This window comes from Pantoea sp. WEP (assembly GCF_041678305.1).
Lineage (GTDB): Bacteria > Pseudomonadota > Gammaproteobacteria > Enterobacterales > Enterobacteriaceae > Pantoea > Pantoea dispersa.
In genome coordinates this window covers 1,747,176-1,769,330 of sequence record NZ_JBGNXB010000001.1, presented here as the reverse complement: position 1 = coordinate 1,769,330, position 22,155 = coordinate 1,747,176, and the positions used below count along the sequence as shown (strand labels likewise).

26 protein-coding genes and 1 pseudogene are annotated in these 22,155 nt (G+C 55.8%); 15 read left to right on the top strand and 12 right to left on the bottom strand.

Annotated elements, in window-relative coordinates; genetic code table 11:
* Nucleotides 1–152: 152 nt before the first annotated feature.
* From ABVR31_RS08100 to ABVR31_RS08090, 3 genes are all read right to left on the bottom strand, one after another.
* A complete protein-coding gene (locus ABVR31_RS08100) occupies nt 153–1,094 on the bottom strand; it encodes a flagellin (RefSeq protein ID WP_336698397.1) in 942 nt (313 codons plus the stop codon).
* A 207-nt stretch (nt 1,095–1,301) separates the two neighbouring features.
* Nucleotides 1,302–2,237 carry a flagellin gene (locus tag ABVR31_RS08095; RefSeq protein ID WP_336698396.1) on the bottom strand — a complete coding sequence of 312 codons (936 nt, stop codon included), beginning with the start codon at nt 2,235–2,237 and terminating at the stop codon, nt 1,302–1,304.
* 214 nt (nt 2,238–2,451) lie between these two features.
* Nucleotides 2,452–3,393, bottom strand: coding sequence for a flagellin (locus tag ABVR31_RS08090; protein ID WP_336698394.1), 942 nt, complete (start codon nt 3,391–3,393; stop codon nt 2,452–2,454).
* A 231-nt stretch (nt 3,394–3,624) separates the two neighbouring features.
* Between ABVR31_RS08090 and fliD the strand changes: the two genes are divergently transcribed.
* The 3 genes from fliD to fliT are packed head-to-tail and all read left to right on the top strand — an operon-like array spanning nt 3,625 to nt 5,807.
* The gene (gene fliD / locus ABVR31_RS08085; protein WP_125311391.1) at nt 3,625–5,031 is read left to right on the top strand and encodes a flagellar filament capping protein FliD; all 1,407 of its coding nucleotides are present in this window, start codon (nt 3,625–3,627) and stop codon (nt 5,029–5,031) included.
* Nucleotides 5,032–5,043: 12 nt separating this feature from the next.
* Nucleotides 5,044–5,448: a flagellar export chaperone FliS gene (gene fliS / locus ABVR31_RS08080; protein ID WP_125311393.1), complete on the top strand. Its 405-nt coding sequence runs from the start codon at nt 5,044–5,046 to the stop codon at nt 5,446–5,448.
* A complete protein-coding gene (fliT, locus tag ABVR31_RS08075; RefSeq protein WP_372772364.1) occupies nt 5,448–5,807 on the top strand; it encodes a flagellar protein FliT in 360 nt (119 codons plus the stop codon). The genes fliS and fliT overlap by 1 nt, the downstream gene beginning before the upstream one ends.
* Nucleotides 5,808–5,857: 50 nt before the next feature.
* On the opposite strand, the gene yedD is transcribed toward fliT, so the two are convergent.
* Nucleotides 5,858–6,319, bottom strand: a complete 462-nt coding sequence (yedD, locus tag ABVR31_RS08070; protein ID WP_104188863.1) for a lipoprotein YedD — start codon at nt 6,317–6,319, stop codon at nt 5,858–5,860.
* 207 nt (nt 6,320–6,526) lie between these two features.
* On the opposite strand from yedD, the gene ABVR31_RS08065 reads away from it, so the two are divergent.
* From ABVR31_RS08065 to ABVR31_RS08050, 4 genes are all read left to right on the top strand, one after another.
* The gene (locus ABVR31_RS08065) at nt 6,527–8,071 is read left to right on the top strand and encodes a methyl-accepting chemotaxis protein (RefSeq protein ID WP_058757409.1); all 1,545 of its coding nucleotides are present in this window, start codon (nt 6,527–6,529) and stop codon (nt 8,069–8,071) included.
* A gap of 9 nt (nt 8,072–8,080) precedes the next feature.
* On the top strand, nt 8,081–9,373 hold the full coding sequence (locus ABVR31_RS08060) for a sugar ABC transporter substrate-binding protein (RefSeq protein ID WP_058780709.1): 1,293 nt from the start codon (nt 8,081–8,083) through the stop codon (nt 9,371–9,373).
* Nucleotides 9,374–9,446: 73 nt separating this feature from the next.
* Entirely contained in the window at nt 9,447–9,770 is a 324-nt protein-coding gene (locus ABVR31_RS08055) for a DUF6388 family protein (RefSeq protein WP_372772361.1), read from the top strand.
* Between the two features lie 337 nt (nt 9,771–10,107).
* A complete protein-coding gene (locus ABVR31_RS08050) occupies nt 10,108–10,347 on the top strand; it encodes a DinI-like family protein (RefSeq protein WP_021509882.1) in 240 nt (79 codons plus the stop codon).
* A gap of 17 nt (nt 10,348–10,364) precedes the next feature.
* On the opposite strand, the gene ABVR31_RS08045 is transcribed toward ABVR31_RS08050, so the two are convergent.
* The 4 genes from ABVR31_RS08045 to ABVR31_RS08030 form a co-directional block, all read right to left on the bottom strand.
* Nucleotides 10,365–10,631: a hypothetical protein gene (locus ABVR31_RS08045; protein WP_021509881.1), complete on the bottom strand. Its 267-nt coding sequence runs from the start codon at nt 10,629–10,631 to the stop codon at nt 10,365–10,367.
* A gap of 150 nt (nt 10,632–10,781) precedes the next feature.
* A complete protein-coding gene (locus ABVR31_RS08040; protein ID WP_372772359.1) occupies nt 10,782–11,300 on the bottom strand; it encodes a hypothetical protein in 519 nt (172 codons plus the stop codon).
* Nucleotides 11,301–11,382: 82 nt separating this feature from the next.
* Nucleotides 11,383–11,712: a hypothetical protein gene (locus ABVR31_RS08035; protein ID WP_372772357.1), complete on the bottom strand. Its 330-nt coding sequence runs from the start codon at nt 11,710–11,712 to the stop codon at nt 11,383–11,385.
* Nucleotides 11,693–12,082 carry a hypothetical protein gene (locus ABVR31_RS08030; protein WP_031280179.1) on the bottom strand — a complete coding sequence of 130 codons (390 nt, stop codon included), beginning with the start codon at nt 12,080–12,082 and terminating at the stop codon, nt 11,693–11,695. The genes ABVR31_RS08035 and ABVR31_RS08030 overlap by 20 nt, the downstream gene beginning before the upstream one ends.
* Nucleotides 12,083–12,223: 141 nt before the next feature.
* Here ABVR31_RS08030 and ABVR31_RS08025 point away from each other — a divergent pair, with 141 nt between their 5' ends.
* Nucleotides 12,224–12,859 carry a S24 family peptidase gene (locus tag ABVR31_RS08025; RefSeq protein WP_222986501.1) on the top strand — a complete coding sequence of 212 codons (636 nt, stop codon included), beginning with the start codon at nt 12,224–12,226 and terminating at the stop codon, nt 12,857–12,859.
* Between the two features lie 57 nt (nt 12,860–12,916).
* On the opposite strand, the gene ABVR31_RS08020 is transcribed toward ABVR31_RS08025, so the two are convergent.
* Nucleotides 12,917–13,165: a hypothetical protein gene (locus ABVR31_RS08020; RefSeq protein WP_211726884.1), complete on the bottom strand. Its 249-nt coding sequence runs from the start codon at nt 13,163–13,165 to the stop codon at nt 12,917–12,919.
* A 243-nt stretch (nt 13,166–13,408) separates the two neighbouring features.
* Between ABVR31_RS08020 and ABVR31_RS08015 the strand changes: the two genes are divergently transcribed.
* The gene (locus ABVR31_RS08015; protein WP_222951906.1) at nt 13,409–14,620 is read left to right on the top strand and encodes a diguanylate phosphodiesterase; all 1,212 of its coding nucleotides are present in this window, start codon (nt 13,409–13,411) and stop codon (nt 14,618–14,620) included.
* A gap of 39 nt (nt 14,621–14,659) precedes the next feature.
* Here the strand turns inward: ABVR31_RS08015 and ABVR31_RS08010 are convergent, their stop codons facing one another.
* Nucleotides 14,660–14,881, bottom strand: coding sequence for a hypothetical protein (locus tag ABVR31_RS08010; protein ID WP_150060136.1), 222 nt, complete (start codon nt 14,879–14,881; stop codon nt 14,660–14,662).
* Nucleotides 14,882–15,123: 242 nt separating this feature from the next.
* Nucleotides 15,124–15,387: a biofilm/acid-resistance regulator YmgB/AriR gene (locus ABVR31_RS08005; protein WP_031280177.1), complete on the bottom strand. Its 264-nt coding sequence runs from the start codon at nt 15,385–15,387 to the stop codon at nt 15,124–15,126.
* A 538-nt stretch (nt 15,388–15,925) separates the two neighbouring features.
* On the opposite strand from ABVR31_RS08005, the gene ABVR31_RS08000 reads away from it, so the two are divergent.
* Together ABVR31_RS08000 and ABVR31_RS07995 are read left to right on the top strand one after the other, a co-directional pair.
* Nucleotides 15,926–16,126 (top strand): hypothetical protein, encoded by a 201-nt coding sequence (locus tag ABVR31_RS08000; protein WP_021312831.1) that lies wholly within the window; start codon nt 15,926–15,928, stop codon nt 16,124–16,126.
* Nucleotides 16,127–16,566: 440 nt separating this feature from the next.
* Entirely contained in the window at nt 16,567–16,740 is a 174-nt protein-coding gene (locus tag ABVR31_RS07995) for a hypothetical protein (protein WP_021509872.1), read from the top strand.
* Nucleotides 16,741–16,785: 45 nt separating this feature from the next.
* On the opposite strand, the gene fliE is transcribed toward ABVR31_RS07995, so the two are convergent.
* The gene (gene fliE, locus ABVR31_RS07990; RefSeq protein ID WP_021509871.1) at nt 16,786–17,097 is read right to left on the bottom strand and encodes a flagellar hook-basal body complex protein FliE; all 312 of its coding nucleotides are present in this window, start codon (nt 17,095–17,097) and stop codon (nt 16,786–16,788) included.
* 277 nt (nt 17,098–17,374) lie between these two features.
* Between fliE and fliF the strand changes: the two genes are divergently transcribed.
* The 4 genes and pseudogenes from fliF (at nt 17,375) to fliI (ending at nt 22,136) form a co-directional block, all read left to right on the top strand.
* Complete coding sequence (gene fliF / locus ABVR31_RS07985) at nt 17,375–19,096, top strand: flagellar basal-body MS-ring/collar protein FliF (protein ID WP_058771155.1); 1,722 nt, start codon at nt 17,375–17,377, stop codon at nt 19,094–19,096.
* Nucleotides 19,093–20,084, top strand: a pseudogene (fliG, locus tag ABVR31_RS07980) (flagellar motor switch protein FliG). The gene fliF and the pseudogene fliG overlap by 4 nt, the downstream one beginning before the upstream one ends.
* Complete coding sequence (fliH, locus tag ABVR31_RS07975) at nt 20,077–20,781, top strand: flagellar assembly protein FliH (protein WP_021509868.1); 705 nt, start codon at nt 20,077–20,079, stop codon at nt 20,779–20,781. The pseudogene fliG and the gene fliH overlap by 8 nt, the downstream one beginning before the upstream one ends.
* Nucleotides 20,781–22,136, top strand: coding sequence for a flagellar protein export ATPase FliI (gene fliI, locus ABVR31_RS07970; protein WP_372772352.1), 1,356 nt, complete (start codon nt 20,781–20,783; stop codon nt 22,134–22,136). The genes fliH and fliI overlap by 1 nt, the downstream gene beginning before the upstream one ends.
* Nucleotides 22,137–22,155: the final 19 nt, after the last annotated feature.

Genomic DNA, 22,155 nt, shown 5'->3' with positions numbered 1-22,155 from the left:
TTGAGCTCCAGAGTGTACTATCACTCCTCACATTTTATCGGACACAAACTTTAACAATCGGCTGATAAAAACCGCTCAAACCCGGTAATTTCCGCCTTTACATAAAAAAAAAGCCACTGCAATGCAGTGGCACATTAAATGCGTTTTTGTCTTTAACGCAGCAGGGACAGCATAGTCTGCGGCACCTGGTTGGCCTGCGCCAGCACAGAAGAGCCCGCCTGCTGCAGGATCTGCGCGCGCGACATGTTCGATACTTCTGTCGCGTAGTCAGAATCCTGAATACGGCTGCGCGCAGCTGACAGGTTGTTCACGGTATTGTTCAGGTTGGTGATGGTGGACTCAAAGCGGTTCTGTGAGGCACCCAGCAGGCTGCGCTGCGCATCCACAGATTTAATCGCCTTATCAATATCCGCCAGTGGGGTGCTGCCGTTTGCCACGCCACCTGACGCGCCGCTTGTTACCGCACCTTTCAGCACGTCAAAGCCTGTCGCTGAGGTGGTACGCGCGGTTCCGTTAACCAGATCCGTACCCGAAGACATAGCACGAGTGTTCAGCGCGCCCGTACCTGCCACGCCGGCTGCCGCCAGGTTATAGCCGTCGCTTGAACTGATGGTGATTGCGATGGTTTCAGCATCCTTAGAGCCAACCTGGAAGCTGTAGTCTTTCGTACCTGAACCGGTGTTCAGCACTTTGATGCCGTTGAAGTCGGTCTGCTTGGTAACGCGGTTGATCTCTTCCATGCGCTGGTTAACTTCAGCCTGGATGGAGTCGATGTCTGAAGCCGAGTTGGAGCTGTTCTGCGCCTGTACGGTCAGGTCACGTACACGCTGCAGGTTGTTGTTGATCTCGGACAGCGCGCCTTCAGCGGTCTGCGCCAGTGAGATACCGTCGTTGGCGTTACGGGCAGCAACGGTCAGGCCGTTGATGTTAGAGGTGAAGCGGTTAGCAATCGCCTGACCTGCAGCATCATCTTTAGCGCTGTTGATGCGCAGGCCGGAAGACAGGCGCTCAATAGCCGTGCCCAGGGAAGACTGAGATTTGTTCAGGTTGTTCTGGGTAACCAGAGACAATGTATTTGTGTTGATAACTGCCATAAGAAATACCCTTATACGTTAGTTAAGTTGGCCTGATAATTAAACCGTTCCGGCCGCCTATTAATTATCGTCACACGCAAAATTAACTTTAGGGATCTTAGTATCAAAGATTTCCTCATTATCAGATTTAAGTGTCAGAGCAGGGTGAGTTATAAATATAAAAAAAGCGCCTCCTGAGAAGCGCTTTTATTAATGATTTGCGTTGAATTAACGCAGCAGGGACAGCATGGTCTGTGGTACCTGGTTGGCCTGCGCCAGCACAGAAGAGCCCGCCTGCTGCAGAATCTGCGCGCGCGACATGTTCGATACTTCAGTCGCGTAGTCAGAATCCTGAATACGGCTGCGCGCAGCTGACAGGTTGTTCACCGTGTTGTTCAGGTTGGTGATGGTCGATTCAAAACGGTTCTGTGAAGCACCCAGCAGACTGCGCTGTGCATCCACAGATTTAATGGCCGCATCAATATCTGCCAGTGGCGTAGAACCTGAAGCCGTGCCCGATGCACCGCCAGTAACTGAACCTTTCAGCACATCGAAACCAACGGCCTCGGTACTGCGTGCAACACCGTTGACCGTGTCACCAGTACCCATCGCTTTGGTATTCAGTGCGCCCGTGCCTGTCACACCTGAAGCAGCAAGGTTAAATTTATCACTTGAGCTGATGGTGATAGAGATGGTTTCAGCATCTTTCGCACCAACCTGGAAGCTGTAGTCTTTCGTACCTGAACCGGTGTTCAGCACTTTGATGCCGTTGAAGTCGGTCTGCTTGGTAACGCGGTTGATCTCTTCCATACGCTGGTTAACTTCAGCCTGGATGGAGTCGATGTCTGAAGCCGAGTTGGAGCTGTTCTGCGCCTGAACGGTCAGGTCACGCACACGCTGCAGGTTGTTGTTGATCTCGGACAGCGCGCCTTCAGCGGTCTGTGCCAGAGAGATACCGTCGTTAGCGTTACGGGCAGCAACGGTCAGGCCGTTGATGTTAGAGGTGAAGCGGTTAGCAATCGCCTGACCTGCAGCATCATCTTTAGCGCTGTTGATGCGCAGGCCGGAAGACAGGCGCTCAATAGCCGTGCCCAGAGAAGACTGTGACTTAGACAGGTTGTTCTGGGTAACCAGAGACAAGGTGTTAGTGTTGATCACTGCCATAGTAAGATTCCTTATTAAAGAGAGTTTAATTCAGCCTTCAGGCCTGCGGTTCTTAACCGTACTGGGATTATCGACAGGGCAAGAAAAAACTTTATTGTCTTTTTTTGAGGACGATAAAAAATTGTCGATTGGCGGGTGCGCATCACGCATGAGAGTAAAACAATAAGAAAAACGGAGCCCTGGGCTCCGTTTGAAAGATAAGATGATTTAAATCTTAACGCAGCAGGGACAGCATGGTCTGTGGCACCTGGTTGGCCTGCGCCAGCACAGAAGAGCCCGCCTGCTGCAGAATCTGCGCGCGCGACATGTTCGATACTTCTGTCGCGTAATCCGAGTCCTGAATACGGCTGCGGGCTGCCGACAGGTTGTTCACCGTGTTGTTCAGGTTAGTAATCGTTGACTCGAAGCGGTTCTGCGAAGCACCCAGCAGGCTGCGCTGCGCATCCACAGATTTAATCGCCTTATCAATATCCGCCAGTGGTGTAGTGCCGTTTGCCACGCCACCTGACGCGCCGCTTGTTACCGCACCTTTCAGCACGTCAAAGCCTGTCGCTGAGGTGGTACGCGCGGTTCCGTTAACCAGATCCGTACCCGAAGACATAGCACGGGTGTTCAGCGCGCCCGTACCTGCCACACCGGCTGCCGCCAGGTTATAGCCGTCGCTTGAGCTGATGGTGATAGAGATAGTTTCAGCATCCTTAGAGCCAACCTGGAAGCTGTAGTCTTTCGTACCTGAACCGGTGTTCAGCACTTTGATGCCGTTGAAGTCGGTCTGCTTGGTAACGCGGTTGATCTCTTCCATACGCTGGTTAACTTCAGCCTGGATGGAGTCGATGTCTGAAGCCGAGTTGGAGCTGTTCTGCGCCTGCACGGTCAGGTCACGCACACGCTGCAGGTTGTTGTTGATCTCGGACAGCGCGCCTTCAGCAGTCTGTGCCAGAGAGATACCGTCGTTGGCGTTACGGGCAGCAACGGTCAGGCCGTTGATGTTAGAGGTGAAGCGGTTAGCAATCGCCTGACCTGCAGCATCATCTTTAGCGCTGTTGATGCGCAGGCCGGAAGACAGGCGCTCAATAGCCGTGCCCAGGGAAGACTGAGATTTGTTCAGGTTGTTCTGGGTAACCAGAGACAGGGTATTCGTATTAATAACGGCCATGATGATGTCCTGTATTCTAAAAGTGGGTTTCAATCGGGCTTATGGCCCGAGGCCAATTAGCTTGTTATGGTTATCGTCGACCCGGATAAAAACCTTAGCTTTTTTTTAAAGGCCAGAAACACGCCACGATTTCGACCCTATTTGGCTTATTGTTTTTTTTCACCTTCTCTAATATTCCTTACAACGCTGCCGATACTCTCTCCAGTGATCGTCAACCCTAAGGATTCCAACATGGCAAGTGTAAGCAACCTCAATGCCGGTAACAGCCTCGGCTTAAGCGATTTGTATGACCAGCTTCAAACCGCTGAACAAGCGAACCTGACGCCAATTACGCAGCAGCAAACGTCTTATAAAGCAAAATTAACGGCCTGGGGTGTGGTACAAACTGCACTGGCAAAAGTGCAAACGGCCGCAGCGGCCTTAAAAGATACCTCTGCTATTGCCTCAACCAAAGTCAGCAGCACCAACACTGCGTTCACCGCCACGCTGGCCAATGACGCGGCAGCCGGTAACTTTTCGGTTGAAGTTACCCAATTGGCTAAAGCGCAGTCGCTGCTGTCGAAAAGCGCGACCAGTAAAGATGGCGATTTAGGCGATTCCAGCCTCGCCTCGCGCACTATTACCATTACGCAACCTGGTCAGAAAGACCCAATGACCATCACGCTGAGCAAAGATCAAACCAGCCTGACGGACATTAAAGATGCGATTAACAAACAGCAGGGCAGCGTTACCGCCAGTATCATCAAGTCTGATGACAATACCTATTATCTGGCCCTGACCTCGCGTGATACCGGCACCACCAACGAGATGACGGTTTCTACCGATGACAGCGCCCTGGCGCAGTACATTGGTTTTACTAAAGGTGGCAGCAGCAATGGCATGACAGAGCAGGTAACCGCTGCCGACGCCAAACTGAGCATCAACGGCGTCGCCATCACCCGCAGCAGCAACACCATTACTGATGCGCCGGAAGGCGTCACGCTGAACCTGACCAAAACCAATACCGGCAGCCCGGAGACCTTATCCGTCACCAAGGATAATGCGCCGATGATCGCTGCGGTGCAGGCCTATGTTGATGCGTATAACTCGCTGCAAACCACCATTAGTAACCAGACGAAGTACACTGCCGTAGATCAGGGCAGTACGTCCCAGGATACAAGTAATGGCGATCTGCTGGGCGACGGCACGCTGCGTAACATTCAGACCAGCCTGCGCTCCAAGCTGTCCACCAGTGCCCAGAGCGGCGGCAGTATTTCACTGCTTTCTCAGATTGGTATCACTCAGGATATTAACGGCAAGCTGACCGTCGACAGCACCAAACTGAATAAAGCGCTGGATGAAAAATCCGCAGATGTCGTGACGTTCCTGTCAGGTGACGGTAAAACGACTGGCTTCGCAACGCAGACCAGTAACTATCTCGATCAGATCCTGGGCACTGATGGTTCAGTGCAAAACGCCACAGACGGTATCAACAAGACACTGAAGAAATTGTCTGATGATTACGACCGGGTGAATGCTCAGATTACCGCCACCATGGCACGCTACAAAACCCAGTTCACGAATCTGAATACGCTGGTCTCATCCATGACGCAAACCCAGAACTATCTGACGCAGCAGTTTGCGGCGATGAGCAGTTAACAGGAGTTAAAAATGTACGCAAAATCGGGAACGCAGGCCTACGCACAGGTCGGTCTGGAGAGTGCCGTGTTAAGTGCCAGCCCACACCAGCTGGTAGTTTTGCTATTTGATGGCGCACTGAGCGCCATGAAAAAAGCCACTATTTTGATGGAACAGGGCGACATTCCCGGTAAAGGCCAGGCACTTTCCAAAGCCATCAATATTATTACCAACGGCTTACGCGCAGGATTAAATCATGAGGTGGGCGGTGAACTCTCCGCAAACCTCGACAACCTGTATGACTACATGACACGACGTTTGCTTGAAGCTAACCTGCGTAATGATGCAGAGGCTATTGTCGAGGTTGAAGGGTTACTCACCAATATCGCCGATGCATGGAAGCAAATTGGTCCTCATCACGTACAGGAATCTTACTGATGATGGCACCTGGCGATGTGTTGCAGGGATATCAGCAGTTACTGAAGTTAAGTAACACTATGCTGAATCAGGCGCGGGAAGGACTGTGGGATGATCTGGTGGCGAATGAAAGTACTTATGTCCGCAACGTCGAGAGCATGGCACGTAATCAGGATCCGGGTGCACTCCCTGCGGCCCTGCGTGTGCAAATTCGCGCACTGATTAAACAGATACTGAATAATGAAGTCTTGATGAAGACGTTACTGGCTGAGCGCATGGATGAACTGCGATCGCTGGTGCAAACAACGTCGCAACAACAAAAAGTCACCTCAGCCTATGGCCGCTTCTCTGACAAGGTACTCTACCCGGGGAACCTTTAATCCACCGATTGCGCGGGTAACGGCACTGTGGCCTTACCCGCGCAATCGGATTATTTCTCTGCCGTGACCGGCCTGAGAATCTGCGGCTCAATATCCTGAATCACCGCGTCGCCAGGACGCTTTGCCACTTCGTCCAGCGCCTGCTGACACTCGACGGTTGGGCGATCCACTTTACGCAGCGTCAGGCCATCGTAGTGCAGCTCACCGTTCTCCAGCGAGAGCGGCATCACGCGCGCCTGACGGTTAACGTTAACCCAGTCATCATCCAGGCGCGTCAGCTTGCCCGGTTTGGCAATCACCCGCTGCCACTGGCGGCAGTCAAGGGTAGCGCCATCAGCGCTGACGATTAGGCTGGCCATAGCCTCGCTGCTGATCAGCTTGCTCTGCGGTCCCATCGTCTGCCAGTTACCCTGCAGCTCCAGCGGTGCCGGGGTTTTTACCGCTTCGTCATAACTGTTGATTTGCGCACAGCCGCTCAGCGCCAGCGCGGCCAGTACCATCCACTTTTTCATCTTCGGTCCCTACACTCGCATCAATGGCGGCTACGTTATAATGTTTTCCCGGCGTGACGCAAGGTATCTGCGGTGGAATCCCCCTTCTCTTTCTCCGGCGCCCTCAAGCTGTTCAACTCTTCGCCGATAACCTGATGTGAAGTCTAAAGCACCTGCACCCATAACAATATTGACGACTTACTCACCCTGGTTTCGGAGAACGCTGTTATGCGATTGACCCTTCGCGCACGTCTGGCTGCGATTGTCAGCCTGCTGTGCCTGTTACTGATTATTGCTGCCGTCTGGGGAATTATCGGCCTGCGCGCTGCCGATCAGCGCGCGCAAAATGCCTATCAGAACGAGCTGCTCCCGCTGCAATACTCTTCACGCCTGTACCGCATGGTGCAGGAGCAATCCGCTACCCTGTTCGATGCGCTGCGCTACTGGACCGACAGCAGTGAAGTGGAAAAACGCCTGGCGCGCATTGCGCAGTACGGTCAGCAAATCAACGCCGATCGCCATACCTGGCAGCAGCTGGCGTTTGATGCGCAGACCAAACCGCTGAGCCAGCGCTTCCTGACCCATCTCGACGGCTGGCAGGGTGCGCTGCATGAAGCCGGTGAGCTGCTGAAAGGCGGTAACCCGTCCGCCGCACTGGTGGTCATCGAAACCCGCCTGCGCAGCGGTAGCCAGTTGCTGCAACAGGACATTGACCAGCTGGATACGCTGATGCGGCAGCATGCGCAGACGGCCTGGCAACAGGGCAACCGCGACTACCTGCTGGCACGCAATAGCCTGATCGCCATCCTGCTGTTGGGTCTGAGTCTGGCGCTGGTCTCCGGCTGGCTGCTGATCCGCTCGATTAACCGTTCCATCGCCCAGGCGCGCGAACTGGCGGATGCCATTGCCGGCGGCGAGCTCAATCACCGTATCGGTACGGTAACGCGCGATGAGATGGGTGAACTGATGCAGGCGCTGCTGCGCATGGATGTGCGGCTGGCCGAGATCGTGCGCGAGGTGGGCGAAAGTGCCCATGCACTGAGCGATGCGGCACGCCAGATGGCGGATGGCAACGACGATCTGTCGGAGCGCACCCATGCGCAGGCCAGTTCGCTTGAGCAGACTGCGGCCAGTATGGAGCAGATGACCGCCACGGTGAAACACAACGCGGACAACGCCGCGCAGGCCAACGAGCTGGCAAGCGATGTGCGCCATCAGGCCGAGCGCGGCAGCGGTGTTCTGCGCGACGCGGTGAGTGCGATGGAGGAGATTGAATCCTCCAGCAAGCGCATCGCGGATATCAACCGCGTGATTGATGAAATCGCCTTCCAGACCAACCTGCTGGCACTGAATGCGGCGGTAGAAGCGGCGCGCGCCGGGGAACAGGGACGCGGCTTCGCGGTGGTGGCGTCAGAGGTGCGACAGCTGGCGCAGCGTTCGGCCGGTGCCGCACAGGAGATCAAGGCGCTGATCGATGCCAGCGTAGGTAAAGTCGAAGCCGGCAGCGCGCTGGTGCAGCGCTCTGGCGAGATGCTCAACGACATCAATCACGGCGTGGCGCGCATGGTGGATATCGTTGGCGAGATCGCCGTGGCCAGCCGCCAGCAATCCAGCGGCATTGAGCAGGTGAACACCGCAGTAATCCAGATGGACGGCGCCACCCAGCAGAATGCATCGCTGGTGCAGCAGGCCAGCGCGGCCAGCCAGACGGTGAGCCAGCATGCCGGTTTGCTGGTGGAAAAAATGGCGTTCTTCCGCCTGCAGCAGCCATAAGGAGCCGCCATGAAGCGTACCATAATCGCGCTGCTGGCCGCGCTGCCGCTGCTCAGCCAGGCCGCCACCACGCTCAATATCGCCACCATTGCCAATGGTGACATGACTATCATGCAGCAGCTGTCGAGCCGTTACGAACAGCAGCATCCGGATGTGAAACTACAATGGCACGTGATGGATGATGGCGCCCTGCGCCAGGCGGTGCTGGCAGCCATGAACAGCGGTGACGCAAAATTTGATGTGATTACCGTGGGTACCTATGAAGCGCCGCTGTGGGGTAAAAAAGGCTGGCTGGCGCCGCTCAACAACCTGCCACCAGAGTATGACAGCGACGATCTGCTGACGCCGGTGCGCAAAGCACTGTCCTGGCAGCAAACGCTGTACGCGCTACCGTTTTACGGGGAAAGCAGCATGACCTATTACCGCAAAGATCTGTTTGCGGCGAAAGGGCTGACCATGCCGGACGATCCCGACTGGACCGACATCAAAAATTTCGCGGCGAAACTCACCGATCCTCAGCACGGTATCTATGGCCTGTGCCTGCGCGGCCAGCCCGGCTGGGGCGATAACGTTGCCCTGCTCACCACCATGGCCAACGCCTATGGTGCGCAGTGGTTTGACGATCGCTGGCAGCCAACGCTGAATTCGCCAGAGTGGCGTGAGGTATTGACCGATTATCTGGCGATGGTGAAACAGGACGGTCCGCCGGATACGGCCAGCAATAGCTTTGGCCAGATCCTGCGTCTTACCGCACAGGGAAAATGCGCGATGTGGATCGACAGTACCGTCGCCGCCGGCCTGCTGATTAACCCGCAGATTTCGCTGGTAGCGGACAAGCTGGCATTTGCGCCGGCGCCGGGCGGCATTACGCGCAACGGCTCGCACTGGCTGTGGTCGTGGGCGCTGGCGGTACCGGCTAACTCACCGCAGCGCGCCGCCGCCGTGGACTTCATCAGCTGGGCGACCTCGCGGCAGTATATTCAGCAGGTTGCGGATACCGTCGGCTGGGGAGCGGTGCCACCCGGCAGCCGCAACTCCACCTACCAGCAGCCAAACTATCAGCGCCTGGCGCCTTACGCCGCTCAGGTGCGCAGCGCGATTGAATCCGCCACCGTCGATCAACCGACATTGAATACCGTACCTTACACCGGTGTGCAGTACGTCAGTATTGCTGGCTTTGATCAGATGGGTAACGCCGTCGGGCAGAATCTGGCAGCACTGCTGCAGGGCAAGCTGACGGTGGACCAAACGCTGGAAAAAAATCAGCAGGACGTGACGCGCCTGCAAGCCGCACAGCAGTAAACATTCGGGGTTCCTGACAAGTCGCCGTGTGCGGGTTACACTAACGCGCAATTTGACCGGCAGGAACCCCCGAATGAAAACCCCTGAAGAGTATTACGCCCTGGCCCGCAGCCTGTTTTTCACCGCCCACCCTGATTTTCAGTCCGCGCTGGATGAACTGAGTGAGAGTGATGCGCGCGCCGCCAATATGTCCCTGCGTGAACTGCGCGCGTGGCACGCCGAGCGCATCTATGCCGCGTTTCTGCGGCAGAAGAAGCTCGACGGCATGCTGTTCTCCATCCAGCTGGCGGAACCGGATAAAGCGGTTGCTGCACAAGCGATTGAAATCTATCTGAAATCTCACGCGGAAGCACTGGGTATGACGTGGGAAGAGTTCTGTATTAAGAACGAGTTATAAGCGATGTACTGATAAAAAGGCGATCGGAGAGAAATTTCCGGGGAAAAAGTTGTACAAGATGGGAAAAGTTGTATAACTTAATACTCACGACGACTGTCGTCGATTGTCCTTGAACGAAAGGTGCTATTGCACCGCCTCTGGAGGTGTTGCTGGATTTCCACCTCCAGAGGTTCGATTTTTTGCGTGCGCCCTCTGCTTTTGCCCGCTTTACTCCCCTGTCGTTGCATCTTTACGCCGCGCTGTTTCACCCGTATGAAAATAATTGCCGCCCTGCCGCTTGTCACTGGTTTTATTTACAGTAATATGACGCTCCCACTTTGATTACTGGAATGCCCTGATGTTTGTGGAGCTGATTTACGACAAGCGCAACGTAGCCGGATTACCGGGCGCGCGGGAAATGATTTTGCAGGAGCTGGAGAAACGCGTGCAGCGCGTCTTTCCGGATCTGGAGGTGCGGGTTAAGCCGATGGAGCGAAACGCCATCGAAACCGATATGAGTAAAAACGACAAGGCGACGATTGCGCGTATTGTTGAAGAGATGTTCGATGAAGCCGAGATGTGGCTGGTGGCCGATTAGGCCACCAGCAGCCGCGTTTAGCTTTCCTGCTCGCTGTGATTGATGGCGATTTCCAGATCCTGAATCGCCTGATCGATATCATCCAGCAGCTGTCCCTGCTTGTTGATCAGCGCATCAAAACGCGTGGCGTACTCTTTATCCTTATACTCCCCGGCATCAAAGGCCAGCCAGTGGCTGGAAAGCGTCTCAGTGTTGGTCTGCGCATAGTGACGCATCTCTTTTAGCTGTGAGGTGACATCACGCAGGTAGTCAGTTTTGGTTTTGATTGCCTCTGTATCACTCATGCTATTTTCCTTTTTGCTGATAAAGCCAGTTAAAATAACGCCTGAGCAATTAAAGTTAGCAGATAATAGCGAAGCCGCCTGCAGAATTATCCGAAGTATGTAGTCGCAGGGAAAAGGGACATCCCTGTCCCTTTGTTATGCCCGCCTGAATTACAGATACTTCTTCGCCAGCGCAATCAGTTCATCCTTTGCGGCGCTGCCCAGCTTCAGCACGCCCTGTTCAACAAAGCTGAAGGCCTGGACAAAGTCCTTCACCCCGGCGCTGATATCCTGCGCCACCGCATCGCTGGCGGCGGTCGCAGCCACCGGCGCGTCAGGGGCAACAACCGGTGCGGCGGTCTGCGCGTTGCGCACGCCAGGTGTGGCGGCCGCCGAGGCGCCTGCGCTGGCCGAGCCGTTCGCCAGCGTATCCTGCGTTGCCAGCTGCTGATCGAGATCGACCGGAGCATCCGCATGAAACGGTTGCTCAGCGCTGGCGGGCGCTGCCGGTTGCGCAGCTGGCGTTGCGGCTGCCGGCGGCGTTTCTGGCTGGGCAACGCTATCAGCTGCGCTGTCAGCGGCAGCCGGCACAGCAGACGTGCTGGCCGTTTCGTTGGCAAAACTCTCCAGCGGTGACAATGCCTGTTGCGCCGCAGCGCTGGTTGGATTGATGACAGTTTGATCGCTCATAATTTTCTCCTTATTGCTAAATAAAGACCGCAGTTGCTGCAAACGGACTGCGATCCGCTCGGTAATACGCATCAGGTCCTCCTTAGCGCCGCGGCTGTGGCGCGGTTTGCTGCCCGGCCGGCGGCGTGGAGGGCGTTGAGGTGTGGCTGGTGCTGCGCGGCAGCTGGGCATCCAGCTTTTTCTGCAGCTCAACCAGCTGGCTGGTCAGTTCGGCGACCTTTGCTTCGCGTCGATCGGAGATCGCCCGGTATTGCTGGCGAATCTCCTCCACGCGCCGGTTGGCGTCGTTATTGACGTAAAGAAACAGAATGGTCATCGCCACACACAGCAGCGATAACAGCATCAGCAGGCCACCCAGCATCAAATGACGGCGGTGGCTTCGCACCAGCAGTTCACTGTTTATCTGCACCATCGCGGTTCTCCTCCAGAGTGGTGATCAATTGATTAATCTGGCTGCGAAACTTATCGCTGTGCTCGGCTTCGGTGGTCGCCAGCAGGATACCGAGTGCGTTCTTGATCAAACGCAGATCGGTCTCCAGCGATGAGATACGCCGCAGGTTTTTGTCGTGACGGATACGCAGTTCATCGTTTTCCTGGCGCATCAGCGCATGGCTCTCCTTGAGAAGCAGCACCTGCTCTTTGTAGCTGGTGATGATCTCGCCGCCCGCGCGATTGCTGGTGACGATTGACGCGATCCCCGCCATCAGGGGTTTCCAGAACACCGCTGCCGCGCCACCGCCAAGCAGCAGTGCGCCTACGCTGGTGACCAAACTACTCTCCATGCCCTACCTCTCTCACCTGGCGAGGGTTAGCCGGACACCCCGCTGACCTCCCTCGCCAGTATCACGGCCAGCGGCATATTTAAGTTTACTTTAAATAATGATTTTAAGTATACTTAAGTCAAGCCTGGAGGAGTTGTCAAGATGATGAAAAAAGAATCTGGTGGTGAGCGCATTCGCCAGCGCCGTAAGGCACTGAAATTAACGCAGCAGGCGCTGGCCAATGGCATTGGCGTGTCGCACGTTGCGGTTTCGCAGTGGGAGAAAGAAGAGACGGTGCCGCGTGGTGAGCATCTGCTGCGGCTGGCGGAGTTGCTGCAGTGTAGCGCGGCGTGGATTATTGATGGCGACGGCCAGCCGTTTGCCAGTACGCACGCTTCCCCCGCTCTCACTGCCGTGCCGCTGGTCACGCTGGTGCAGGCCGCGGACTGGCTGGATGAGCAGCGACTGCAGTGGCAGCAGCAGGCCGTCCGCTTTCTTTACAGTGACGAAGCGCTGAGCGACAGTGCGCTGGCGGTTACGCTGGAAGATGACGCCATGAACCCGGCGTATCGCGCCGGCGACCGGTTGATCTTTGATCCGCAACGCGTGCCCCAGCCGGGCGATGTGGTGCTGGCGCGGGTAGATAACGTCGCGATGGTGCGAATTATTCGGATGCACGACGAGCAAATTTTCTCGTTACGGCCGCTGAACGAAGATTTTCCCGTGCAGCAGAGTCAAAAAAATACGCTGGAACTGATTGGCACGCTGGTGGAAATGCGGCGGCGCGGCAGCCGCTGAAGCAGCAAAAAACCCGCCACGCGGCGGGTCAAATCCAACAAAAGACTACGGCAAAAATCACAACGTGTCGGTGAGATGATCAACGACCACCCTTCCCTCGGGATCGGTTTGCGTTATACGGTAACTGACGCGGTAAGAGCGGCGGTTACTCAGTTTATCGAACAGCGCCACGCTGCCCTTGTGCTCACCGTTGGCACCGACAATGTGCCATTCGGTGACATCTTCCTGTCCCCGGTTATGCAGGCGTAACAAACTCTGCTCAACTAAACGATCGCTTTCATCAATCTTCAAATAATCACGCAACATCTTTATCACCTCCGATTAACCCGGCTAACGATACGCTTTTCATTTATCCTTTCAATCGAATTTATTTATCGTTCACGTCGCTGGCCAGCGGTTGGGTAAAAATTCCCCCTGGCGTGCACCGCCAGCCGCTTCGGTTAAGTGGAATTTAATAAAATAGTTAACGATCACGCGTCTCAGCGCTGGACAGATCCTGCCGTCTGGCTGTTAATGTAAGGCAAAATAACGATAGCGCCGGACAATCTCATGCTGACTACCATCCTTTACCGCAGCCACCTCTATGATCACGTTCCCATCAAAACGCTGGAGGATATGGTTGGCAAAGCCAATAAGAAAAACGAAGTTTCAGATGTCACCGGCATTCTGTTGTTTGATGGGCGACATTTCTTCCAGCTGCTTGAAGGACCCGATCAGGCCGTTCAGGGCATTTACGACCGTATCTGCCGCGACGCCCGTCATCACAATCTGGTGGAACTGATGCATGATTTCGCGCCAGCCCGCCGTTTTGGTAACGTCGGTATGGAGCTGTTTGACCTGCGCGAGCATGACAAATCCAGCGTGCTACAGGCGGTGCTGGATAAAGGCACTTCGCGTTACCAGCTCACCTATGACGACCGTGCACTGCAGTTCCTGCGCACCTTCGTTGAGGCGCGGGAAAAAGAGAACTATTTCGAGATCCCGCCGGCCAATACCTGGGAATTTATTACTGATGCGGAAAGTCAGCGTCAGTTGGAGAGTCTGCAGCACTATGTACAGGATTGCCGGTTTGCGTTTCAGCCGATTGTCGATCCCTTCTCGCGGCGTATCACGGCCTATGAAGCGCTGATTCGCACGCCGGACGGCGGTTCACCGCAGGAGTACTTCTCTGCGTTTGGCGGTGATGCGATTTACCACGCCGATATTCAGTCCAAGAGTCTGGCCTTCAACCTGGCGAAAAATCTCGGCCTCGGCGAGCAGACGCTGACCATCAATCTGCTGCCGATGTCGCTGGTCACCGTCCCGAATGCGGTGGATTTCCTGCTGCAGGAAATCGCGGCCAACGATCTGGTACCGGAGCAGATCGTGGTGGAAGTGACGGAGAATGAAATCATCTCGCGTGCCGAAGAGTTTACAGCAGAAGTAAGAAAACTTAAGGCGGCTGGTATCAGCCTGGCGCTGGATGACTTTGGTGCCGGGTTTGCGGGGTTGTCGCTGCTGTCTAAATTCCAGCCGGATAAGATCAAAATCGATCGGGAAATCATCAGTGACGTGCACAAAAGCGGTCCAAAACAGGCGATTGTACACGCCATCATTAAGTGCTGCGCTTCGCTGGAGATCGCGGTGATTGCTGAAGGCGTGGAGAAAGCCGAGGAGTGGATGTGGCTGGAAGCGGTGGGTGTCAGTCAGTTCCAGGGCTATCTGTTTGCCCGCCCACAGTTTAATGGTTTCCCGGCAGTAGCCTGGCCGGAGATCAAGTAACCGCGCACGCTGACCGCCGTAATTACGGCGGTCACGCGCTTAACACTCAGTCTCGCGTGCCGGTTCCTCCAGCCGTTCACTGAGCACCACGTATTTCATCAGCTCAAACGTGCGCTGCGTCATTGGCACCGCGCTGCACGGGCGGAACCAGCCAAACTGCTTCTGGTACAGCCACACTTCCGGATGACGCTCGCCATCTTTAATCCAGTAATAACCATCATTCATAGGTTTGCCCAGCGGCCTGCGCCGCGAATCAGACATTCATGCGTGCCCGATAAAGTGATACGCCCTCTGGCGTAATGAGTAACCCTGCTTGCATGAAAGCTTACTCCAGCTAATTACTGTAGCAGATAAGAGAAGCGACCGGGCACTTAACGCTGGGCTTATTCAGATAATGAACGAGGCGGTAAAAGAATAAATGCCCCTAAGCTAAGGGGCGAAGCAGACAGGCAAGCTAACATCCGTGTTACTGCAATGGAGTGGAGAACAGCAGACACAAGAATTCAGGAGGCAATATCGTCAGGGGTACGCTGAACAATAAGTTCCAGTGCCTGGCGATAAATATCCAGCTGAACCACGTCATGTTCAGACTCTAATCGCTCCAGCAGCGCCAGAATAATATCTTTATTGCTCACACGCAGTTTCACTGCTGCCAGCTGCTTATAAATCAGCGCAATGATCTCTTTTTCACTGGCATATTCTGAATCCGCGTGCTGGAAATATTCTGACAATTGAGACTCTGTTGACGCCAATGCATTCTGTTCCATAACAAGCCTCATCGGGTGAGCTGCAGTGCAAACTGCAGTGATTAATCGGTTACTCAGGTTAAATTTTTGAATCAGCACAGGTAAAAAAGCAGCCTCTGAAAGTGGAAATCCACAACACCTTCAGAGGCGATGCAAAGCATCATTCGTTACGTGTGACTGACTGCCACAACCGAGAAGTTATACAAAGATGGAAAACTTGTACAACAATTCCGTTAGCATTTCGTGTGGTCAGAGGAGATTTGCACAACAATTTCGCCATTCTTTCCCACAATAAATCGTCATTTTCACAGGAAAAATCATGCAGTTAACCTGAATAAAATATCAGACCCTGTGCTAACCCACTCTTTCTGCTCAACAAAATTTTTTTCTCCCCTCGCTGACTCGCTCACTTCTATACAGCCCCCACAAACTTGTACAACTTTGCAAAACTGTACAATTTAGCCGTTCTGCGTGTAGAGTGTGAAAACGATTACGGCCGCCAGAAACGGCCAGCGATCAGCTAAAATTCATCACAATAAAACCCCTGCTGGAGAGAGAGATGAAACAACACGAAACCAATAAGGAGCGTAAAAACGAGGGCGAGGTGCACAAAGGTTTACCGGAAGCCGCACCGCATGCAGGTAATGCTTATGAAGAGGATGACCATCCAGCCCAGGATGACGCTCGTGAGCACGGTGAAATCCCGCGTACGCGCGATGACAGTCAGGATGACAAAAAAGATCCTTATCAGGATCAGTAAATTGCCTTCGATGATATCTGGACCGACCCACCGGATGTTATTTTCGCGGCCGCTGACTGCTGGCGTTAATAAGCGAAGCGGCAACCGAGATTGATCATTGAGTTTAATTAAGACATTATTTTGCGGAAATTAGAGAAGGCGTGCCTTCATTCATTTCTGGAGAGCACTAATGGAAACGGGTTTTTACTGGGTAGGCAGCAGCACAACTGAGCCTGAGGTATGGTACTGGGATGCTGGACGCGGCTTTTATCGCCCGATGGAGCCGATACCGCTTTCTCTGCCTCGTTTTAAATCTGCCGGTTTTAAACTCCTGAGTGGCAAACTGACGCCACCGGAAGAGTCACACTCTGCTTAAGTTTTCGTCTGCAGGTGAGAATATTGTCAGTTACGCTGTTAAGCGCAGCGTAGCTGAACTATATTCCTGTGAGGAGGACATGATAATGCAGGAAGGATTTTATTGGGTACAGCGCGGCGATGAAGAACCCGAAATCTGGTTTTTCTCTATCCGTGAAGACGGTGCCTGGTTTGAACCCACCAAAAACGATGCCATCAGTCAGCAACGTTTTGCTGAACAAGGCTACAGGGCGATCAGCGAGAAATTGTCACTGTCCTGACCCTGACGAAACCGCCTCTTTCAGGCGGTTTTTTATTGCGCGCCGCTAGACCTGCATGCTCATGATCTCGCTATAGGCATTGACCAGCTTGTTACGCACCTGAATTCCCATCTGCATCGAAATCGACGATTTCTGCAGATCGACCATCACATCATTCAACTGGATGCCCGGTTTACCCAGCTCAAAATCCTGCGCCTGACTGCGCGCAGCGGTCTGGGTGGCGCTGATTTTATCCAGCGCGGCTTTCATGGTGGCACCAAAATCGAGCTGACTGGCGGACTCGGTCGGTTTGCCACTGGCCTGCAGTGACGTCAGCTGCAGCTGCTGCAGTACGCCATCAATTGCCTGAATTGACATTGCCTGTACCTCATAGATGAAGGGTTCTTTTTTTCACGGAGGAAAAGTTAACACACTGTCAATAGGACAAAGGCGCTAAATGACTGCAAAAAACCCGGCTTATCCAGCCATCGAAGTGACACGATTCATCAAATAATGCCAGGCATTAGATTGGAATTTCATTTTTTCCCCTACCCCGTCGGCCAGCAACACGGCATCAACGGGCGGGGATGCGTATCAGGGAGTCAGTTTTGTCACCTACATACACCCGGTCAATTATGTCAGGCAGGAATTGGTCATGAATGCGAGTGCAGCCGCCACACAGGATACAGCAAAGAAAGGCTTTAATGACCTTCTCGCCCGCCTGCGCGCAAATCCGCGTATTCCATTAATCGTTGCTGCCGCGGCCGCTATCGCCGTGGTTCTGGCGCTGGTGCTGTGGGCCAAAGCGCCCGACTATCGCGTTCTCTATAACAACCTCTCTGATGAGGATGGCGGCGCGATTGTTACCCAGCTCACCCAGATGAACATCCCTTACCAGTTCGCTGAAAACGGCGGCGCCCTGATGGTGCCCGCCGATAAAGTGCATGAGCTGCGTCTGCGTCTTGCCCAGCAGGGACTGCCGAAAGGGGGTTCAGTAGGCTTTGAGCTGATGGATAAAGAGAAGTTTGGTATCAGCCAGTTCAGTGAGCAGATTAACTACCAGCGTGCGCTGGAAGGTGAGCTGGCGCGCACCATCGAAACGCTTGGACCGGTGAAGAGCGCGCGCGTGCATCTGGCGATGCCAAAACCGACGCTGTTCGTGCGCGAGCAAAAATCCCCGTCGGCCTCAGTAACGCTGAACCTGCAACCGGGCCGTGCGCTGGATGAAGGCCAGATTCAGGCGATTCAGCACATGGTCTCCAGCAGCGTAGCCGGTCTGCCACCAGGCAATGTAACCGTGGTCGATCAGGCAGGTCGCCTGCTGACGCGCTCCGACAGCGAAGGCCGCGATCTTAACGATGCCCAGCTGAAATATGCCTCTGAAGTGGAAGCACGCTATCAGCAGCGCATTGAAGCCATTCTGAATCCGATTCTCGGTCAGGGTAATGTGCATGCGCAGGTGACCGCGCAGATTAACTTTGACCGCAGCGAGCAGACGGACGAGAAGTATCAGCCGAATGCGAACCCGAATAACACAGCGATTCGCTCACGCCAGACCAGCACCAGCGATCAGAACGGCAGCCCGTATCCGGGCGGCGTGCCGGGTGCGCTGTCGAATCAGCCTGCGCCGGCCAATACCGCGCCGGTCACCAACCCGCAGCAGCAGAACAATAACAACGCTAACGGTCAGCAGAACAACAACAACGCGCAGAATGCCGGCACCTCGACCAGCACCGCGCAGAGCAGCGGCCCGAGCAGCTCCAGCCGCAACGACACGGTGAACTACGAGCTGGATCGCACCATTCGTCACACCAAACTCAACGTCGGTGACGTGCAGCGCCTGTCGGTCGCCGTGGTGGTCAACTACCGCGATGACGGCAAAGGCAAAGCGGTGGCGCTTAACGATCAGCAGATCAAGCAGATTGAAGATCTGACCCGCGAAGCGATGGGCTATTCGCAAACGCGTGGCGACAGCGTCAACGTGGTGAACTCGCAGTTCAACACTACCGAGCCAACCGGCGGCGACCTGCCCTTCTGGCAGCAGCAGTCGTTCTTTGATCAGCTGATGACGGCCGGTCGCTGGCTGCTGGTGGCACTGGTTGCCTTCATCCTCTACCGCAAAATGGTGCGTCCGCAGCTGCTGCGTAAGCGTGAAGCCGAGAAAGCCGCCGCCGAAGCCGCCGCTGCCCGTGCTGCCGCGCGTGAAGAAGAAGCCGCTTACAGCGTCCAGATCAACAAAGACGAGCTGGACCAGGAGCGCAAATCTAACAACCGCATGAGCGCCGAGGTGATGAGCCAGCGCATCCGCGATATGTCTGAAAACGATCCGCGCGTTGTGGCGCTGGTTATCCGCGAATGGATGAGTAACGAACTATGAGTCTGACCGGTACTGAAAAGAGCGCCATTCTGATGATGACCATTGGCGAAGAGCGTGCGGCAGAGGTGTTCAAACACCTCAACCAGCGTGAGGTGCAGCACCTCAGCGCCGCGATGGCCAGCATGAAACAGATTTCGCACAAGCAGCTGACCGAAGTGCTGCGCGAGTTCGAAACCGATGCCGAACAGTTTGCTGCGCTGAGCCTCAACTCCAACGACTACCTGCGTTCGGTGTTGATCAAGGCGCTGGGCGAAGAGCGCGCTTCCAGCCTGCTGGAGGACATCCTCGAAACGCGCGAAACCACCAGCGGCATGGAAACCCTCAACTTTATGGAACCGCAGGCGGCGGCGGATCTGATCCGCGACGAGCACCCGCAGATTATCGCCACCATTCTGGTGCACCTGAAGCGCGGCCAGGCGGCGGATATTCTGGCGCTGTTCGACGAGCGTCTGCGCCACGATGTGATGCTGCGTATCGCCACCTTCGGCGGCGTACAGCCGGCGGCGCTGGCGGAGCTGACCGAAGTGCTCAACGGCCTGCTGGATGGCACCAACCTCAAGCGTGCGAAGATGGGCGGCGTGAGAACCGCAGCGGAAATCATCAACCTGATGAAAACCCAGCAGGAAGAAGCGGTTATCGAAGCAGTACGCGACTTCGATGGCGAGCTGGCGCAGAAGATCATCGACGAGATGTTCCTGTTCGAAAACCTGGTGGAAGTGGACGACCGCAGCATCCAGCGTCTGTTGCAGGAAGTGGAGTCCGAGCAGCTGCTGATTGCCCTGAAAGGCGCCGAGCAGCCGCTGCGCGAGAAATTCCTCAAAAACATGTCGGCGCGTGCCGCCGATATCCTGCGCGACGACCTCGCCAACCGTGGCCCGGTCCGTATGTCCGCGGTGGAGAACAACAGAAAGCAATCCTGCTTATCGTGCGCCGTCTGGCGGAAGCAGGCGAGATGGTAATTGGTGGTGGCGAGGAAACCTATGTCTGATGCCTTTTCCGCCCGTGCATGGCAGCGCTGGCAGCCTGATGATTTAGGCGCACCGCAGCCGCCCGAACCTGAACTGCTGCTGGCAGAGGAGCCGGACAGCGACCTCGTGCTGAGCGAGGAAGATGAACAGCAGCAGCAGCTGGAACGTCTGCAGCAGCAGATGCGTAAAGATGCGCAGACGCAGGGCTACAGCGAAGGTTATCAGAAAGGCTTCGCCGAAGCGCAGCAAAACGGCTATGACGCCGGGTTCCAGCAGGGACTGGCTGATGCCCAGCAGCAGCAGGCTCCGTTACAGGCGCGTATGCAGCAGCTGGTCACCGAGTTCCATCACACGCTGGAAGCGCTGGATAGCGTGATTGCGTCGCGCCTGATGCAGCTGGCGCTGGAAGCGGCGCGCACGGTGATTGGCCAGGCGACGCAGGTGGATGGCAGCGCCCTGCTGCGCCAGATCCAGCAGCTGATTCAGCAGGAGCCAATGTTCAGCGGCAAACCGCAGCTGCGCGTGCACCCGGACGATCTGCAGCGCGTTGAGCAGACGCTGGGCCCAACGCTCGATTTACACGGCTGGCGGTTGCTGGCCGACAGTTCGCTGCATCCCGGCGGCTGTAAACTCAGCGCCGAAGACGGCGATCTGGATGCCAGCGTCGCCACGCGCTGGCAGGAGCTGTGCCGTCTGGCGGCACCGGGAGCATTCTGATGACGTCACGCCTTTCGCGCTGGCTGGGCGCGCTCGACAGTTTTGAAGACCGCATCAGTCAGGTGCAGACGGTGCGCCGCTATGGCCGCCTGACGCGCGCCACCGGTCTGGTGCTGGAAGCCACCGGCCTGCAGCTGCCGCTGGGCGCCACCTGCATTATTGAGCGCCACGACAACGGCACAATTACCGAAGTGGAAAGCGAAGTGGTCGGCTTCAACGGCCAGAAACTGTTTCTGATGCCGCTGGAAGAGGTTGATGGCATTCTGCCCGGCGCGCGCGTGTATGCCCGCGTGCACGGCGATCACAGCGGTAAACAGTTGCTGCTGGGGCCGGAGCTACTTGGCCGCGTGCTGGACGGCAGCGGCAAGCCGCTGGATGGCCTGCCCGCGCCGGAAACCGGCTACCGCGCGCCGCTGATCACCGCGCCGTTCAACCCGCTGCAGCGTACGCCGATCCACGATGTGCTGGATACCGGCGTGCGGGCAATCAACGCCCTGCTCACTGTGGGCCGCGGCCAGCGTATGGGGCTGTTTGCCGGCTCCGGCGTGGGGAAATCGGTGCTGCTCGGCATGATGGCGCGTTACACCAAAGCCGACGTCATCGTGGTGGGCCTGATTGGTGAACGTGGCCGCGAAGTTAAAGAGTTTATCGAGAACATCCTTGGCGCCGAAGGGCGCGCGCGCTCGGTGGTGATCGCCGCGCCGGCCGACGTTTCGCCGCTGTTGCGTATGCAGGGGGCCGCTTATGCCACGCGCATCGCCGAAGATTTCCGCGATCGCGGTCAGCACGTGCTGCTGATTATGGACTCCCTCACCCGCTATGCCATGGCGCAGCGTGAGATCGCGCTGGCGATCGGCGAGCCGCCGGCCACCAAAGGCTATCCGCCATCGGTGTTCGCGAAGCTGCCGGCGCTGGTAGAACGCGCCGGCAACGGCATTCACGGCGGCGGTTCAATCACCGCGCTCTATACCGTACTGACCGAAGGCGACGACCAGCAGGACCCGATTGCCGACTCGGCGCGCGCCATTCTCGACGGCCACATTGTGCTGTCGCGTCGTTTGGCGGAGGCCGGTCACTATCCGGCCATTGATATTGAAGCGTCGATCAGCCGTGCCATGACCGCGCTGATTGATGAAACCCACTATGCGCGCGTGCGCCAGTTCAAGCAGTTGCTCTCCAGCTTTCAGCGTAACCGCGATCTGGTGAGCGTCGGCGCTTATGCCGCAGGCAGCGATCCGATGCTGGACCGGGCCATTAAGCTCTATCCGCAGATGGAAGCTTTCCTGCAGCAGGGCATTTTTGAACGCAGCGATTATGACGATGCCTGTCTGCACCTGCAGGCGATGTTCGGCTAACGCCGCCCGACTTGAGGTA

Bases quoted from the DNA above. Each gene is read 5' to 3' on its own strand.
- ABVR31_RS08100 (WP_336698397.1), bottom strand. From the start codon at position 1,094: ATGGCAGTTATCAACACAAATACATTGTCTCTGGTTACCCAGAACAAC.
- ABVR31_RS08095 (WP_336698396.1), bottom strand. From the start codon at position 2,237: ATGGCAGTGATCAACACTAACACCTTGTCTCTGGTTACCCAGAACAAC.
- ABVR31_RS08090 (WP_336698394.1), bottom strand. From the start codon at position 3,393: ATGGCCGTTATTAATACGAATACCCTGTCTCTGGTTACCCAGAACAAC.
- fliD (WP_125311391.1), top strand. From the start codon at position 3,625: ATGGCAAGTGTAAGCAACCTCAATGCCGGTAACAGCCTCGGCTTAAGC.
- fliS (WP_125311393.1), top strand. From the start codon at position 5,044: ATGTACGCAAAATCGGGAACGCAGGCCTACGCACAGGTCGGTCTGGAG.
- fliT (WP_372772364.1), top strand. From the start codon at position 5,448: ATGATGGCACCTGGCGATGTGTTGCAGGGATATCAGCAGTTACTGAAG.
- yedD (WP_104188863.1), bottom strand. From the start codon at position 6,319: ATGAAAAAGTGGATGGTACTGGCCGCGCTGGCGCTGAGCGGCTGTGCG.
- ABVR31_RS08065 (WP_058757409.1), top strand. From the start codon at position 6,527: ATGCGATTGACCCTTCGCGCACGTCTGGCTGCGATTGTCAGCCTGCTG.
- ABVR31_RS08060 (WP_058780709.1), top strand. From the start codon at position 8,081: ATGAAGCGTACCATAATCGCGCTGCTGGCCGCGCTGCCGCTGCTCAGC.
- ABVR31_RS08055 (WP_372772361.1), top strand. From the start codon at position 9,447: ATGAAAACCCCTGAAGAGTATTACGCCCTGGCCCGCAGCCTGTTTTTC.
- ABVR31_RS08050 (WP_021509882.1), top strand. From the start codon at position 10,108: ATGTTTGTGGAGCTGATTTACGACAAGCGCAACGTAGCCGGATTACCG.
- ABVR31_RS08045 (WP_021509881.1), bottom strand. From the start codon at position 10,631: ATGAGTGATACAGAGGCAATCAAAACCAAAACTGACTACCTGCGTGAT.
- ABVR31_RS08040 (WP_372772359.1), bottom strand. From the start codon at position 11,300: ATGAGCGATCAAACTGTCATCAATCCAACCAGCGCTGCGGCGCAACAG.
- ABVR31_RS08035 (WP_372772357.1), bottom strand. From the start codon at position 11,712: ATGGTGCAGATAAACAGTGAACTGCTGGTGCGAAGCCACCGCCGTCAT.
- ABVR31_RS08030 (WP_031280179.1), bottom strand. From the start codon at position 12,082: ATGGAGAGTAGTTTGGTCACCAGCGTAGGCGCACTGCTGCTTGGCGGT.
- ABVR31_RS08025 (WP_222986501.1), top strand. From the start codon at position 12,224: ATGATGAAAAAAGAATCTGGTGGTGAGCGCATTCGCCAGCGCCGTAAG.
- ABVR31_RS08020 (WP_211726884.1), bottom strand. From the start codon at position 13,165: ATGTTGCGTGATTATTTGAAGATTGATGAAAGCGATCGTTTAGTTGAG.
- ABVR31_RS08015 (WP_222951906.1), top strand. From the start codon at position 13,409: ATGCTGACTACCATCCTTTACCGCAGCCACCTCTATGATCACGTTCCC.
- ABVR31_RS08010 (WP_150060136.1), bottom strand. From the start codon at position 14,881: ATGTCTGATTCGCGGCGCAGGCCGCTGGGCAAACCTATGAATGATGGT.
- ABVR31_RS08005 (WP_031280177.1), bottom strand. From the start codon at position 15,387: ATGGAACAGAATGCATTGGCGTCAACAGAGTCTCAATTGTCAGAATAT.
- ABVR31_RS08000 (WP_021312831.1), top strand. From the start codon at position 15,926: ATGAAACAACACGAAACCAATAAGGAGCGTAAAAACGAGGGCGAGGTG.
- ABVR31_RS07995 (WP_021509872.1), top strand. From the start codon at position 16,567: ATGCAGGAAGGATTTTATTGGGTACAGCGCGGCGATGAAGAACCCGAA.
- fliE (WP_021509871.1), bottom strand. From the start codon at position 17,097: ATGTCAATTCAGGCAATTGATGGCGTACTGCAGCAGCTGCAGCTGACG.
- fliF (WP_058771155.1), top strand. From the start codon at position 17,375: ATGAATGCGAGTGCAGCCGCCACACAGGATACAGCAAAGAAAGGCTTT.
- fliH (WP_021509868.1), top strand. From the start codon at position 20,077: ATGTCTGATGCCTTTTCCGCCCGTGCATGGCAGCGCTGGCAGCCTGAT.
- fliI (WP_372772352.1), top strand. From the start codon at position 20,781: ATGACGTCACGCCTTTCGCGCTGGCTGGGCGCGCTCGACAGTTTTGAA.